We start from the raw sequence: 14143 nt of genomic DNA, 5'->3' as shown, positions 1-14143 counted from the left end.
AGTGTCGGGGAAATGTCCCCGTCTGTCGGCGCGATGTCCGGGTGATCACCCGCACAGTTCAGGCGGCGACCGACGGTGACGGAGGTGGGCGCGGTGCGGACCGAGCAGGCAGTGCGATCCGGTCAGGCGGCGAACCGATGGCAGGTCCAGGACGTCCGGTGGCACCACGGGGGCCGCCAACTCGTGCCGGTGGAGCACGCGCCGTTCGGCCGCGCGCTGCCCTACCGGAGAGCGGCGGGGCAGTCGCCCCTGCCGGGCTGCCTCCCGCTGGTGCGCTCCCGGGGGTGGACCGCGGACCTCGGCCAGCAGGGCCTGGCCGACATGCTGCTCGGGCTGGCGTCGGTGGTCGGGTTGCGGGAGGTGACGCCGGGGTTGCCGCTGCACTACAGCGGGCCGCGCGCCCGGCTGATGCGGCGGTGTTCGCTGCCGATGACGACGTCCGAGGCGTGGGGGCCGCACATCGTCCGCACCGGCACCCGGTCGCCGGTGCGGTTCCGCGTCGACGCGGAGGAGCCCCCGGCGTGGCTGGACCACCTGGGGCCGGGCCAGGTCGAGGTGCACGGCGCGCTGCCGATGCGGCACTACCTGTCGATGGAGCAACAACTCGGGGTGCGGCTGTCCCTGGACGACACACCGGCGCCGCTGTTCCGCTCCGAGGAGTGGGCCGTGCCGTGGCACGTGGTGCTGGTGCTGTCGGCGGGGTCGCCGCAGTGCAGCTACGGGCCGGCGGAGTTCGCCGCTGTGGCAACGGAGATGATGCGCACGCGCAGCGCGCCGTGGCGGTTCACCGCCGTCGTCCCCCGGACCCTGCGGTCGGCGCCGGACCTGGACGAGCTGTGTACGCGGGTGGTGCAGGCCCCCGACCCCGCCGACTGCGTGGACCTGTTCGCCTCGGCGGAGGTCGTGGTCGGCGTCGACAACGGGCTCACCCAGCTCGCCGCGCTGACCGCCCGGCCGGACGGCTCGGGGCCGCAGGTGGTCGGGCTGTACGCGCGGCGCTCGCACACCAAGTGGATCACCGGCTCGCGCCGGCACCACGCGGTGGCCACGCGCTTCGCCCAGATGCTCGCGCTGGCCGACCGGTCGCCGGGGCGGGACGAGCTCGACGAGGAGGTCTGGGGCGACGCCGCCGACCTCCGGTGCGTTCCCCGGTCCCGGGTGGCCGACTTCGCCGGCAGGTGCGCGGGTTGGTGGTGAGGGAAGTCCATGCTGTGTCTACTTCGGACTGACCATATGTCCTAAGTGGACAAACATGGGGTGCTGCCCGCCGCGGGAGGAGGGCAGCGACCACCGGAGTGCTCGGACGGCGGCGGACGGGGTGTCCTCGATGCCCCGGCCGCCGCCTCGCGCCGTCCGGAGCGCGGGACGACGCGAGGGTGTCCCCGGTTCCGGAGAGGTGAACGAGAGGCGACGGTGCTGGGGTAGCGTCGACGCGGCCCGGCGGGCCGTGCCGGACCGCCTGGGCGGCGACGGCTGGCGCGGCGTCGCGAGCCGGCGCGAGCCGGCGCGAGCGGCTCCCCGCGCCTGGTCGACGCGCGGGGACGCGCCGAGCGAGCGGCCGCGGGACGGCATCCGGACCGTGTCCTCGGGCCACTCGGTCCTCGCCCCGAGGCCACCTCGCGGAGGACCGAGGTGTTCCCGCTGCCGAGGTCCGGCGGGAGCGGCCGGGACGTCCTCGCGGCGATCCGGTCGTTGACCGAGTGCGAGGCGTTCGAGCCGGTCGCCGGGGCATGGGGCAACCAGGACATCGCCGGCCGGCTGCCGATCTGTCCGTGCACCGTCAAGGTCCACGTTTCACTGTGGTGAGCACGCGGTGCCCGGCTGGGGTCATGCCTGGTCGGGGAAGGCGTGGGCGCCGTAGAGGCGGACGAAGCACGCCAGCGTGACGACCTTCCGCTCCCGCAGGCCCGTCTTGGTGCGCGCGAACAGGGTCACGCGCTCGTGGCCGCCGGGGCCGATCGGCTGCACGAGCCGGCCGCCGACGCGGAGCTGGTCGACCAGCGGGGCGGGGACCTCGGGAAAGGCCGCCGAGACCAGGACCGCGTCGTAGGGCGCCCAGTCCGGCGCGCCCAGGGTTCCGTCGCCCACGACGAGCCGGACGTTGTCGACGCCCTGGCCGGCCAGGTTCTCCCGGGCGGTCTCGGCGAGGTCGGGCCAGCGCTCGACGCTCACGACGTGCGCGGCGAGCCGGGCCAGCAGGGCGGTCTGGAAGCCGTAGCCGGTGCCGATCTCCAACACGCGTTCGCCCGCGCCCGGCGCGAGCTGCGCGACCATGCCCGCCACCAGAGAGGGTTGCGTGGTGACCTGGCCGTGCGGGATGGGCACGGGCTCGTCGCAGTAGGCGAAGTGGACGTGCTCCGGGGGCACGAAGGCGGCGCGGGGCGTCCCGCCGATCACCGCGAGCACTCGCTCGTCCACGACGCCCGCGGCCCGGACGGCGCGCACGAGATCTTCTGGTGAACGGTTCGCCACGGCCGCTCCCCGCACTGGCTCCGCCGGCCCCCTGTCCCAGCGTAGACGCGCTTTCGCGGACTGCTTTCCGTAGCGTCCAGGTGTTGGCCGCTGGTCTTTCCCGCTCGGGATTGTTCACGCCGAGGTAACGTTGGCCGGACGTTCTGGACAGGAGTTGTGGAAGTGGGCCGCTTTCCCCGTGACAGTTCCCGTGCGCGCGGTACCCGAACGCGGGCCGCGCGGAGGGTGCGACGGTTCTGGCTCGTCGCCATCACCGTTGGTCCTGTTGTTTTCCTGCTGGCCGCGTTGCTCAAGCCCGCGGACCCTCGTTTGTACGAGGGGAGCACGGACCGCCCGTTGGGATATGTGTTGGAGTGGTTCAGGCTGAAGTCCCCGCCCTGCGAGGCCGAGGTGGAAGGGCTTCGCTACTACTTCGACGATGCCTGGATGGACACGATGTACCTCCGCTTCGAGGCTCCGGAGCGGTGTGTGCGGGAGTTCCTGGTCCAGTTCGGTCGGAGCGGGGAGGGGTTCGACTGGGAAAGGAAACGGAGGGAGCCGCTTACCGGGAGCTCGTGGTGGAAAGCCAGGGAGTTCGGATGGCTTGCTGACCCGGCCAAGGAGTACGTCCTCGCCGGCGGTGACACCTCCCGTCGAACCCACTTCGAGGTCGCGCTGGACCCGGGTGGGCCGCGAGTGCTCGTCTACCTGCACGGGTACCGCGCGTAGCTTCTCGGCCACCTGGCGCATGCGGGCCCGGACGCGGGTTTGTCGGGAAGGTCCCCTTTTTCCGCGCCCGTGGGCGCGGCATACTCTGCCGGTCGTGACGCGCGTCTCGACAGAATGACAGAATTCGGCTTCTCCCGGCCGGCCCTTCCGTGGCCGGGTCGGGCGTGTCCTGCGGATACGGGTTCACGGGTGTCCGGTTGGGGTGGGTGTGGCGTGAATTGCCGCACTCGGCCCTTTTGGTGCGGAAAGAGCGTTATCGTGAGACGTGATCATAGTGATCACGGGGCGGAGCTTTCCGAGTACCCGGCGGGGCGGACACGATGGAGACGCCGCTCCGAGGCGGTGGAAAAAGAATTCCTCACCCATTCTCAGGAAAAGGACAGCGCGATGGTGGAGATGAATCGCCGGAAGCTGTTGGGCACGGCGGCGGGCGCGGCCGGGGCAGCCGCCGTGGCCGGCGCCGCCCTCACGCCGGCCGCCCAGGCGGCGGCGAAGTTCGGGGCGACCGGCGCCAGCGCTCCGGTCGGCCCGCACCCGCACGTCTTCTCGCTGACGAAGGCGAAGCCGAACACCTTCTCCGGTGGCGACCTGCGGGGCGCGCACGAGGAGGACTTCCCGATCCTCAAGGGGCAGAACGCCTCGGTCTACATGATTCACCTGGACGTCGACGGGGTGCGCGAGCCGCACTGGCACCCCACGGCGTGGGAGCTGACCTACGTCATGTCCGGGAAGGTGCGCTGGACGATTCTCGGCGCCCACCCGACCGGGAAGTACGAGGTGGACAGCTTCACCGCCGAGACCGGCGACCTGGTGTTCATCCCGCAGGGGTTCTTCCACTACTTCGAGAACGCGAGCTCGACCGAGCGGCTCCAGGTGCTCGTGCTGTTCAACACCAGCTCGGTCGAGCCGAACGACGACATCGGCATCGTCGGGTCGCTCAACGCCATTCCGCGGGACGTCCTCGGCGCGGTGTTCGGCGTGCCGGCCTCGGCGTTCCACGGCATCCCGACCGAGGTCAAGCCGGTCGTCATCGCGAAGAAGAAGAGGTAGCCGGAGGGGGTCGGCGGGCGTGGAGGAGGGGACGATGGCGCTTTCCTGGGGGACACCCGGCACGAGGGGCCGGGCGGAGGCCGACCAGGACGGCCCGCCGGGGGTCGGCGGCGTCACCGTCCCACCACCCGCCGGCGCCGCCCTGCCCGGCCGCCCGACGTCCCGGTTCCGCCGGGCCAGGGCGGGCGCCGCCGCGCTCGGCCCGGCGTTCGTCGCGGCCGTGGCCTACGTGGACCCGGGCAACGTCGCCACGAGCGCCGCCGCCGGGGCACACTACGGCTACCTGCTGGTGTGGGTCGTCGTCGTGGCCAACGTGATGGCCGGCCTGGTGCAGTACCTGTCGGCCAAGCTCGGCCTGGTCACCGGGCGCACCCTGCCCGAGCTGCTCGGCGAGCGGCTGGGCAGGGGCGCGCGCCTGGCGTACTGGGCGCAGGCCGAGTTGGTCGCCGCCGCGACCGACCTGGCGGAGGTGCTGGGCGGCGCGATCGCGCTCCGAGTCCTCTTCGGACTGCCCTCGCTCGTCGGGGCCGTCGTGGTCGGCGTGGTGTCCACGGTGTTGTTGCTGACTCAGGACAACGGCGGACAGCGCCGGTTCGAGCGGCTGGTGATCGGGCTGCTCGTGGTGGTCGCGGTCGGCTTCGTGGCCGGGCTGGTCGTCGCCCCGCCGTCCGCGTCGGCCACGATCGCCGGCCTGGTGCCCCGTTTCGCCGACTCGGGCAGCGTGCTGCTCGCGACCGGGATCGTGGGGGCGACGGTGATGCCGCACGCGATCTACCTGCACAGCGCGTTGTCCAGGGACCGGTTCGGCCGGCCGGCCACCACCGGGGCTCGCGCCCGGCTGCTCTCCGCCACCCGGGTCGACGTGGTGGTGGCGATGACGTTGGCGGGCTTGGTGAACGTCGCGATGCTGTTGTTGGGCGCCAGCGCGCTCGCCGGCGCGCCGGTCGACTCGATCGACGACGTGCACACGGCGCTGGGTGGGACGCTGGGCGGGGCCGTCGCGGTGTTGTTCGCGGTCGGCCTGCTCGCCTCCGGCCTCGCGTCCACCTCGGTGGGGTGCTACGCCGGTTCCGTGGTGATGGCCGGCCTGTTGCGCCGCCGGGTTCCGGTGTTGGTCCGCAGGGTGGTGACCGTGCTTCCCGCGCTGGCGCTGCTCGCCGCCGGACTGGACCCGGACCGGGCGCTGGTGGTCTCGCAGGTGGCGCTGTCCTTCGGGCTGCCGTTCGCCCTGCTTCCCCTGGTGTTGTTGACCGCGCGTCGCTCGGTGCTGGGGGAGCACGCCAACCGCAGGGCCACCACCGTCTGCGCGGTCCTGGTGACGGCGGCCGTGATCGCGCTCAACGCGGTGCTCACCTACCTCACCTTCCGCTGATTCCCCCCTGCCCCGAACGGAGTACCGTCCGATGCGCTGGGGAACCCGGGGAACCGACCCGGTGTATACCCACCTGGTGTTCGATCATGTGGTGCTCCGGTCGTTCCTCGCGGTCGCCGAGGCCGGCAGCTTCACTCAGGCCGCGCACCGGTTGCGGCTGCGGCAGTCCACGGTGAGCCAGCACGTGCGCCGGCTGGAGACCCTGGTGGGCAGGGAGCTGTTCGTCAGGGACACCCACTCCGTGGTGATCACCGGGGACGGCGAGGCCATGGTCGGGTTCGCCCGCAACATCCTGGAGGCCCAGGAGCGGGCCGCCGCCTACTTCGCCGGGCCCGGGCTGCGCGGCCGGGTCCGGCTCGGCGTGTCCGAGGACCTGGTGGTCGGCCGGCTCCCGGAGATCCTGCGCGGTTTCCGGCTCCGCCACCCCCTGGTCGACCTGGAGCTCACCGTCGAGCTGAGCGACGTGCTGACCGGACGGTTGCGCGCGGGCGACCTGGACCTCATCTTCGCCAAGCGCCGGCCGGGGGAGGAGCACGGCTGGGTGGTCTGGCGCGAGGACCTGGTCTGGGTGGGCGCCGAGGGGCTGCGGCTCGACCGGGACGCGCCCGTGCCGTTGATCGTCTACCCACCGCCCAGCCACACCCGTGAGCACGCGCTCAACGCCCTGGACCGCGCGAGCCGGGAGTGGCGGATCGTCTGCACCAGCGGCAGCCTCAACGGGCTGCGCGCCGCCGCGCTCGCCGGGCTGGGCGTCGCGGTGTTCACCAGGAACCTGGTTCCGGACGGCCTGGTCGACGTCGGCGCGGACAACGACCTGCCCGAACCGGGCGCGGTGGACTTCGTGCTCGCCAGCCGGCGGGACACGATGCGCGAGCCGGTCGCCGCGCTGGCCGAGGTGATCCAGGCCATACGTCCACAGTGAACTGTCCACTGAGGACGCTAACGGTCGGTCAGGTGGCGGCCAGGTCCCGGAGTTCCGGGAAAGCGGCGACGTACCCGTCCAGGGTTCGTTCCGCCGCGACGACGGAGTCGACCAGCGGGTGGCTGGCCAGGGCGAGCAGCGCGTCCCGGCGGTCGCGGCCGACGGCAGCGGTGATCGCGGCGCGCTCGGCCGCCTTCACCTGCTGCATCAGCGCGAGGAAGTGCGGCTCCACCGCGTCCACCGCCAACGGGCGCGGGCCGTTGCGGTCAATGTGGCAGGGCGCCTCCACCACCGCGTCGGCGGGCAGTCCCGGCACCACGTTCCGGTTGCGCACGTTGAGGATCAGGGTGTCCGACTGGTCGCCGCGCAGAGCCTTCATCAACCGCAGCGCCACCTTCTCGTAGCCGCCGCCGTCGAGATCGGCCGCTGTGCGCTCCCCGGCTCCGCTCGCCGCGCGGCTCTCGGCCATGTAGGTCCGCTCCCGCTCGGCGCGCGCCTCCTCCCACAGGCGCAGCGCCTCACCCGGGGCGTCGAGCGCCCCGGAGTAGAAGCGTTCCTGTTGCGCGGCAAGGAACTCGCCCCGAGTCCGCGCCTGCTCGCGGGCCTCCCGCACGGTCTCCCGCGCGAAGTAGTAGTAGTGCAGGTACTCGTTCGGCACCGCGCCGAGCGCCCGCAGCCACGACGGGCCGAACAACCGGCCCTCCTCGAACGTGCCGAGCGCCGCCGGATCCGCCAGCAGGTCTGGCAACCGGTCGCGGCCGTCCACCAGCACGCGGCGCAGCCAGCCGAGGTGGTTCAGGCCCACGTAGTCGAACCCGCAGCGGTCGTGGTCCACCCCGAGCGCGCCCGCGACCCGCCGGCACAGCCCGACCGGGGTGTCGCAGATGCCCACGACCCGGTCCCCGAGCACGGTGGCCATGGCCTCGGTGACCAGTCCGGCCGGGTTGGTGAAGTTGATGAGCCACGCGTCGGGCGCCAGGGCCGCGACGCGCCGGGCGATGTCGAGCGCGACGGGCACGGTGCGCAGGGCGTAGCAGATCCCGCCCGGCCCCACCGTCTCCTGCCCGAGCAGCCCGTGGTCCAGCGCGATCCGCTCGTCCAGCGTCCGGCCGCGCAACCCGCCGACCCTGATCGCGGAGAACACCACGTCCGCGCCGGCCAGCGCCTCGTCGACGTCGGTGGTGGCGGTCAGCCGGGGCCGCGCCCGCGCCCCGTCGGCCTGGCTCTCCAGCACCGCGGTGATCGCCCGCAACCGGTGCTCGTCGCGGTCGTGCAGCACGAGGTCGGCCACCAGCCGGTCCGGGTCGGCGAGCAGGTGGGCGTGCACCAGGGGCACCCGGAACCCGCCACCGCCGAGCACAACGAGCCTCACCCCGCGCACAGTAGTGCGCGGCCGCCGCCGGTGGCAGGGCCGGCGACAGGTCGGCCACCCCGGCGGCCCGGTCGGCCGGTGTCACTCGATCACGGGTTGTCCTCACCCGGACGGGGAGAGACACTCTCCGGACCGCCGGTCGGGGCGGGTGGGGAGCCGACGGGAGGAGGATGCCGTGTCCGCGTCGACAGACGCCGTGTGCCACGGGGAGCCGGGGGCCGGGGGCGAGGAGCAGACCCGGTTCGACGTGGTGCTCTCCGGCACCGTCTTCCTCGACATCATCTTCACCGGGCTGCCGCAGGCGCCCTCGGCCGGCACCGAGGTGTGGGCCAGCGGCCTGGGCTCCAGCCCGGGCGGGGTGGCCAACCTCGCGGTCGCGCTGAGCCGGCTGCGCCTGCGCACCGGGCTGGCCGCCGCGTTCGGCGAGGACGTCTACGGCGACTTCTGCTGGGACGTCCTGGCCAACCAGGAGCGGGTCGACCTCACCTACTCCCGCCGGTTCTACGGCTGGCACTCCCCGTTGACGGTCTCCATGGCGGTCAACCGCGACCGCAGCATGGTCACCCACGGTCACCCCGCGCCGATCACCGCCGACGAGCTGCTCAACCCGCCGCCCTCGACCAGGGCCGGTTTCGTCCACGTCGACCTGCACGAGGACGAGTGGGTCCGCGCGGCCAAGCAGGACGGCGCGTTGCTGTTCGCCGACGTCGGCTGGGACCCCACCGAGCGCTGGGAGCCCAGGATGCTCCAGCAGCTGGAGGGCTACGACGTCTTCATGCCCAACGCCGTCGAGGCGCTCAGCTACACCCGCAGCGACGACGTCAAGCAGGCCGCGAGCGCCCTGGCCGAGATCGTGCCGGTCGTGGTGGTGACCAGGGGCGGGCACGGCGCCTACGCGGTCGACGCCGGCACCGGCGAGGAGGTCGACGTGCCGGGGCTCAACGTCGCGGCGCTGGACCCGACCGGCGCGGGCGACGTCTTCGGCGCCGGCTTCCTGTACGGCACGCTGGCCGGCTGGCCGCTGTCGGACCGGGTGCACTTCGCCAACCTGTGCGCGGCCCTGTCGGTGCAGCACTTCGGCGGCTCGCTGTCCGCGCCCGGCTGGTGCGACCTGGCCGCGTGGTGGCGGCACCTGGGCCGCCGGGACGACTCGAACCTGCGCGGTTACGGGTTCCTCAACGACCTGTTGCCCGCGCACGGCTGCACGACCGTGCGCCGGGCCAGCGCGACGATCGGCCTGCGGGGTGTTCCGTAACGCGCGGCCGGGCCGGGTGGCGAGCTGGGGGCGGGTTCGGGCGGTCGTCCTCGCGGTCGTCGCCGTCCTGGCCGTCGTGCCGCTCTCCGCGTCCTCGTGCGTGCCGGGCGCCCGCTCGGCCGCCGCCCGCCCCGTCGACCGCGCGCCGCACGAGGTCCGCACCGACCCGGCCGCCCTCGGCGACGTCACGCTCGTCGTGTGGGACCAGGAGGTGCGCGGCGGGCAGGAGAAGCAGATCACCGCGCTGAACGAGGCGTTCCACCGCAGGTACCCCAACATCACGGTGCGCCGGGTGGCCCGTTCCTTCGCGGACCTGCGCGACACCGCCCGACTCGCCCTCACCGGCGACGACCCGCCGGACGTCCTCCAGGTCAACAACGGCCGGCAGGACATGGGAGCGTTCGTGCGCGCGGGACTGCTGCGACCGTTGACCGGCGAAGCCGCCGCCTACGGCTGGGAAAGCCGGTTTCCCCAGCAGGTCCTGCAGTTGTGCCGTTATCCCGACGCCGGCGATCTGCTCGGCGAGGGCCGGTTGCACGGCCTGCCGCAGACCGGAGAACTCGTCGGCATCTACTACAACCGCGCGATCCTGGCCGAGCTCGGGCTGACTCCGCCGAGGACGTGGGCGGAATTCGACGCGGCGCTGGCCACCGCGAAGCGCGCCGGCCGCCTCCCGATCCAGTTCGGCAACCTGGACAAGAGCACCGGAATCCACTTGCTGGGCCTGGCTTTGCACCGGTTCGTCCGGCCCGAGGACGAGACCGCGCTGGCGACCGGTCGTCCCGGTGCCTCGTGGTCAACCCCGGCGACCGAGGCCGCGGCCCGGCTCCTGGTGGAGTGGGTGGACCGGGGCTACCTCCCCGAGGGGTTCGCCGGGGTCCACTCCGACGACTCCTGGGCGGCGTTCGGCAGGGGAGAGGGCCTGTTCCACGTCGGCGGGAGCTGGCTCGTGCCCGACCTGTCCGCCGCCATGGGCGACAACGTGGGCTTCATGCTCCCGCCCTCCTCGGACGGCACGACCGGGCGTCCGGTGGTCACCGGCGGAACCGGACTCCCGTTCGCGGTGAGCGCCCGCAGCCGCCATCCCGACGCGGCCGCCGCCTACCTCGACTTCATCACGTCCCCGGAGGCCATGACGGTGTTGGCGCGGACCCGAAATCTCCCGGCGACGCCGCCGAAGGCGGACCGACCCGCGGACCTGTTGGGCACAGTCATCACCGGCTGGGAGAACGTGACATCCTCCGGCGTCCTCGTCCCGTATCTCGACTACGCCACCAACACCGCCTACGAGACCATCGGCGACTCGGTGGAACGCTTGCTGGCCAAGGCAATACCCGTGCCGATGTTCCTGGAGGCACTCCAGGCCGACCGGGACGCCGACCGTGGCGGCCGGTGAACAACGCGGGGCGCGTCGTCGTCGCCCTGCCGGCCCGCCGGGCGAACCCCGCCGTGTCGGCTACCTGTACCTGTTGCCCGCACTGGTCGTCCACGCCCTGTTCCTGCTCTTTCCCTTGGCGCGCGGGGCATGGATCTCCCTGTTCGACTGGGACGGCCTGACGCTCGGGCGGTGGGTGGGCTGGGAGAACTACCGCGCGCTGGTCGCCGACGCCGGGCTGCGCGCGGCGTTCGGGCATGTCGCCGTGCTGCTGGTGTTCTTCTCGGTGCTGCCGATCGCGGTGGGGTTGGTGCTCGCCACCGCGCTGCACCGCACTCGCGTGCGGGGTCTGGCGTTCTTCCGCACCGCGCTGTTCCTGCCGCAGGTGGTGGCGATGGTCGTCGTCGGCGTGGCCTGGCGGAACATCTACGCCCCCAACGGTTCCCTGAACCGCGCGCTGCGCTCGGTCGGGCTGGACTCGTGGGCCACGAGCTGGCTGGGCGACGCCGACACCGCGCTGGTCGCGGTGGGCTTCGTCGGCACCTGGGTGCAGACCGGCCTTGCGGTGGTGCTCTTCCTCGGCGGCATCGGGCGAATCCCGCACGAGTCGTTCGAGGCCGCCCGACTGGACGGCGCGGGCGTGGTGTGGGAGTTCCGCGCCGTCGTCCTGCCGGCCCTGCGCGCCGAGATCGGGATCGCCGCGACCCTCACCACGATCGCGGCGTTGCGCACCTTCGACCTCGTCTACGTCATGACGCCGCTGGGCGGACCGGGCCGCTCGACCACCGTGCCCGCCTACGAGATCTACCACCGGGCGTTCCACAGTGGACAGGTCGGCTCGGCCGCCGCGCTCGGGGTGGCGCTCACCGCGCTCACCTTCCTGATCACCATGGGCATCGCCCGGATCACCAGGGAGGAACGCGCGCGATGAGGGTTTCCCGGCTGGAACGGGTCGGCACCTACCTGGTGCTCGCCGTCTTCACCCTGTCCGCGCTCTTCCCGGTGCTGTCCATCGTCGCCACGGCCCTGCGCCCTGAGGTCGTCGGCCAGGGCGGCTGGCGGCCGGAGAACCTGGCCACGGCCTGGACCGTGGGGCACTTCGGCGGATACCTGCGCAACAGCGCGATCGTCAGCGTGAGCGTCGTGCTCGTCTCGGCCGTGCTGTCGGTGCTCGCCGGCTACGCCCTCGGCACGATGCGCTTCCGCGGTCGGGGCGTGCTGTTCGCCTTGCTGCTGCTGGGAATCATGGTGCCCAGCGAGGCACTGGTGGTGCCGCTGTACTTCGACCTGCGGGACCTCGGGCTCACCAACACCTACCTGTCGTTGGTCCTTCCCCAGGTGGCGCAGTCGGTGGCGTTCGGCGCGTTCTGGATGCGCGCCTTCTTCCTCGCCAGCGCCAGGGAACTGGTGGAGGCGGCGCGGATGGACGGCGCCGGCCACCTCCGCACCCTGTGGTCGGTGCTGCTGCCCCTCGCCCGGCCGGCCGTGATCACCCTGGTCGTGCTGGTGTTCCTGTGGACCTGGAACGAGTTCATGCTCGCCCTGGTGATGGCCACCGACGAGGGGCTGCGCACCGCGCCGCTGGGACTGCGCTTCTTCGCCGGCCGCGCCACCACGAGCGTGCCCGTGTTGGCCGCCGGATCGGTGTTGGTCGCACTCCCCGTCGTTCTGCTTTACCTTGTGCTGCAACGGCATTTCATCCGGGGAATGTTGGACGGCGCGATCAAGGGGTGAACCGCGTGCGCGGCCCCACCCCCAGCGGCACGCCCGTGCGCCGGCTCTGCGCCACCGAGGCGGGGGAGTCGCTGCTGCGGGCCGCCTCCGTGGGAATCACCGGCGGAACCGGGTCGACCGGCCGTCCCGGCGGCGGCGTGTAGCCGACCAGACGGGCCGCCCCCCAGACGTAAGGGTCGGCCTGGGCGCTGCCGAACGGCGACCAGGCCAGCCGCGACTGGCCGACCTTGTCGTCGGTGTCGGAGTCGTAGACCAGGACGTTCACCGCGAACCGGTTCGGATCGGCCGCCGCCGGCAGCACCGCGAGCGGGATCCTGACCTCCACCGCGTAGCCGGCGGGCGAACTCGCCAACGGCTTCGACGCGTACTCCAGGCCGGGCGCGGTTTCCCGGGCCGGACCCTGGTTCTGGTCGGCGTCCCGCGCCGCGCACGGCCGGCCCTCGGCCGTCGTGGGCAGCACCGCAACCTTGAACGTGGACGCGGTGTCGTCGGCCTTGCCCCGCGGGTCGAGCGCGATCTCCACCGAGTCGGTGCGCCAGTGCCGCTTGCAGTCCTCGGCCGGCAGGACCGCGCCCCGCTTGTCGTCGGACACCTCGACGTACACGAACAAGTCGTCGCCGTCGCGGCTCAACCGCGCCGTGGCTGAGCAATCCTGGGGCGAGGCGCACCGATCTCCCTGCCAGTGCACGAGATTCAGCGACTCGCCGGGATACTCGTCCTGGCCGCCGTGGCCGTCCACCTGCGGTCGGCGCTTCGCTTGCGGCACTTTGGTCGACGGGTTGGCCGGGTAGGTCGGCTGCGCGTCGTTGGCCAGCCATGGCATCCCGACTTTCCGCGCCCAGTCGCGGAACTCCTGGTAGAGCGGACGCAGCGACTCCTGCTCCCGCACCTGCGCGCGCACCGGGCGGCCGTCCTCGGCCAACACGGAGAACCAGTCACACCCGAGCTGGTGGCGTGGAGTCGTGATCTTGGCTGGCAGCGCGCCGAGCCCCTGCGAGCGGTAGACCCGCGCCGCGTCGCGCTCCCGCTGCGCCCACGTCGTGCCGGTTCGCCAGGACAGCGCCCCCTCCCACACGCCCTCCTGCGGCAGGCCGCTCGCCGGGTCGGTCAGGTCGGCGGTGGCGCAGCCCGGACCGGTCGGCCCGGAGAACCGCCAGTTCTGCGCGAGCAGGCGGTCTGCCTGCCAGGGCCGGTACCGCTCCTTGGCGATCTGGCCCGGGTAGGCGTTCGGGTCGGCCGCGAGCCGGAACGCCTCGACCGCCAACCGCCCGGCGAGCTGGTGCGCGCCGTGCTGGTCGAACGGACGCGGGTCCATCGTGACGATCGTGTGGGGCGTCGTGGCCCGGATCAGCCGCACCAGCCGCTCCAACGTGTCCGCCCGCTGCGGCGGACCGTCCCAGATCCGCCCGGTGAGCGGACCCGACAGCGTGTACCAGAAGTCCGGCTTGTCGAGGTAGAACACGTTCCTGATGCCCGCGTGCGCCACGGCCTCGCGTTCCTCGCCCTCCCGCAGCAGGCCCAGCTTCGCGCCCTCCTCCTGGCCGACCGCGTTGCCGCCGCCCTCGCCCCGGGTGATCGTCGCGACCCCGACGCTCCAGCGCCGGCGCTCGGTCCACTGCCCGAACGTCGACAACGACTGGTACTCGTCGTCGGGATGCGCGCCGATGAACAGGACGTCGTTGTGCGCGCGGTTCCAGTGTTCCGCGTGCTCGGCGGCGGCCGGGGGCGCGACGACAGCGGCCGTCACTAACCCGAACGCCGCCGCGCCGGCCGCGAACGCGATGCGTGCCGGGCGGCGACGTGACCTCCTGGCGGGAACGTCGAGATCAGACATGTCCAGGCCCTTCGTCCAGCGGTGGATCACGAACCACGGGCAAGGATGT

13 protein-coding genes are annotated in these 14143 nt (G+C 72.7%); 10 read left to right on the top strand and 3 right to left on the bottom strand.

Annotation, left to right across the window (positions count from 1 at the left end; all coding sequences use genetic code 11):
* Nucleotides 1–93 precede the first annotated feature (93 nt).
* Nucleotides 94–1197, top strand: a complete 1104-nt coding sequence (locus BUE43_RS29530; RefSeq protein WP_143174478.1) for a glycosyltransferase family 9 protein — start codon at nucleotides 94–96, stop codon at nucleotides 1195–1197.
* Nucleotides 1198–1632: 435 nt separating this feature from the next.
* A complete protein-coding gene (locus BUE43_RS34465) occupies nucleotides 1633–1806 on the top strand; it encodes a hypothetical protein (protein ID WP_159447809.1) in 174 nt (57 codons plus the stop codon).
* A gap of 21 nt (nucleotides 1807–1827) precedes the next feature.
* On the opposite strand, the gene BUE43_RS29525 is transcribed toward BUE43_RS34465, so the two are convergent.
* Nucleotides 1828–2472, bottom strand: a complete 645-nt coding sequence (locus BUE43_RS29525; RefSeq protein WP_073489609.1) for a protein-L-isoaspartate(D-aspartate) O-methyltransferase — start codon at nucleotides 2470–2472, stop codon at nucleotides 1828–1830.
* A gap of 225 nt (nucleotides 2473–2697) precedes the next feature.
* Here BUE43_RS29525 and BUE43_RS34460 point away from each other — a divergent pair, with 225 nt between their 5' ends.
* The 4 genes from BUE43_RS34460 (at nucleotide 2698) to BUE43_RS29505 (ending at nucleotide 6524) form a co-directional block, all read left to right on the top strand.
* Entirely contained in the window at nucleotides 2698–3180 is a 483-nt protein-coding gene (locus tag BUE43_RS34460) for a hypothetical protein (RefSeq protein WP_073489608.1), read from the top strand.
* A gap of 387 nt (nucleotides 3181–3567) precedes the next feature.
* Nucleotides 3568–4230 (top strand): cupin domain-containing protein, encoded by a 663-nt coding sequence (locus tag BUE43_RS29515; RefSeq protein ID WP_234995992.1) that lies wholly within the window; start codon nucleotides 3568–3570, stop codon nucleotides 4228–4230.
* Between the two features lie 34 nt (nucleotides 4231–4264).
* Nucleotides 4265–5602, top strand: a complete 1338-nt coding sequence (locus BUE43_RS29510) for an Nramp family divalent metal transporter (RefSeq protein ID WP_083960290.1) — start codon at nucleotides 4265–4267, stop codon at nucleotides 5600–5602.
* Between the two features lie 31 nt (nucleotides 5603–5633).
* The gene (locus tag BUE43_RS29505) at nucleotides 5634–6524 is read left to right on the top strand and encodes a LysR family transcriptional regulator (protein WP_327083595.1); all 891 of its coding nucleotides are present in this window, start codon (nucleotides 5634–5636) and stop codon (nucleotides 6522–6524) included.
* A 28-nt stretch (nucleotides 6525–6552) separates the two neighbouring features.
* Here BUE43_RS29505 and BUE43_RS29500 read toward each other — a convergent pair whose 3' ends face one another.
* Nucleotides 6553–7896, bottom strand: a complete 1344-nt coding sequence (locus tag BUE43_RS29500; protein WP_073489607.1) for a 6-phospho-beta-glucosidase — start codon at nucleotides 7894–7896, stop codon at nucleotides 6553–6555.
* A gap of 196 nt (nucleotides 7897–8092) precedes the next feature.
* Here BUE43_RS29500 and BUE43_RS29495 point away from each other — a divergent pair, with 196 nt between their 5' ends.
* The 4 genes from BUE43_RS29495 to BUE43_RS29480 are packed head-to-tail and all read left to right on the top strand — an operon-like array spanning nucleotide 8093 to nucleotide 12260.
* Nucleotides 8093–9151 carry a carbohydrate kinase family protein gene (locus BUE43_RS29495; RefSeq protein WP_073489648.1) on the top strand — a complete coding sequence of 353 codons (1059 nt, stop codon included), beginning with the start codon at nucleotides 8093–8095 and terminating at the stop codon, nucleotides 9149–9151.
* The gene (locus BUE43_RS29490; RefSeq protein ID WP_143174476.1) at nucleotides 9141–10547 is read left to right on the top strand and encodes an ABC transporter substrate-binding protein; all 1407 of its coding nucleotides are present in this window, start codon (nucleotides 9141–9143) and stop codon (nucleotides 10545–10547) included. The genes BUE43_RS29495 and BUE43_RS29490 overlap by 11 nt, the downstream gene beginning before the upstream one ends.
* Entirely contained in the window at nucleotides 10534–11457 is a 924-nt protein-coding gene (locus tag BUE43_RS29485) for a carbohydrate ABC transporter permease (protein WP_073489605.1), read from the top strand. Before BUE43_RS29490 ends, BUE43_RS29485 begins: the two co-directional genes overlap by 14 nt.
* Complete coding sequence (locus BUE43_RS29480; protein WP_073489604.1) at nucleotides 11454–12260, top strand: carbohydrate ABC transporter permease; 807 nt, start codon at nucleotides 11454–11456, stop codon at nucleotides 12258–12260. The genes BUE43_RS29485 and BUE43_RS29480 overlap by 4 nt, the downstream gene beginning before the upstream one ends.
* Here the strand turns inward: BUE43_RS29480 and BUE43_RS29475 are convergent.
* Nucleotides 12250–14094, bottom strand: coding sequence for a sugar-binding protein (locus BUE43_RS29475; protein ID WP_073489647.1), 1845 nt, complete (start codon nucleotides 14092–14094; stop codon nucleotides 12250–12252). The two genes, BUE43_RS29480 and BUE43_RS29475, sit on opposite strands and share 11 nt — an antisense overlap.
* Nucleotides 14095–14143: the final 49 nt, after the last annotated feature.

This window comes from Streptoalloteichus hindustanus (genome assembly GCF_900129375.1).
Classification (GTDB): domain Bacteria; phylum Actinomycetota; class Actinomycetes; order Mycobacteriales; family Pseudonocardiaceae; genus Streptoalloteichus; species Streptoalloteichus hindustanus.
This window is presented reverse-complemented; position numbering and strand designations above follow the sequence as displayed.

Coding starts and splice junctions, on each gene's coding strand:
- BUE43_RS29515 (WP_234995992.1), top strand. CDS start 3,568: ATGGTGGAGATGAATCGCCGGAAGCTGTTGGGCACGGCGGCGGGCGCG.
- BUE43_RS29510 (WP_083960290.1), top strand. CDS start 4,265: ATGGCGCTTTCCTGGGGGACACCCGGCACGAGGGGCCGGGCGGAGGCC.
- BUE43_RS29505 (WP_327083595.1), top strand. CDS start 5,634: ATGCGCTGGGGAACCCGGGGAACCGACCCGGTGTATACCCACCTGGTG.
- BUE43_RS29480 (WP_073489604.1), top strand. CDS start 11,454: ATGAGGGTTTCCCGGCTGGAACGGGTCGGCACCTACCTGGTGCTCGCC.
- BUE43_RS29475 (WP_073489647.1), bottom strand. CDS start 14,094: ATGTCTGATCTCGACGTTCCCGCCAGGAGGTCACGTCGCCGCCCGGCA.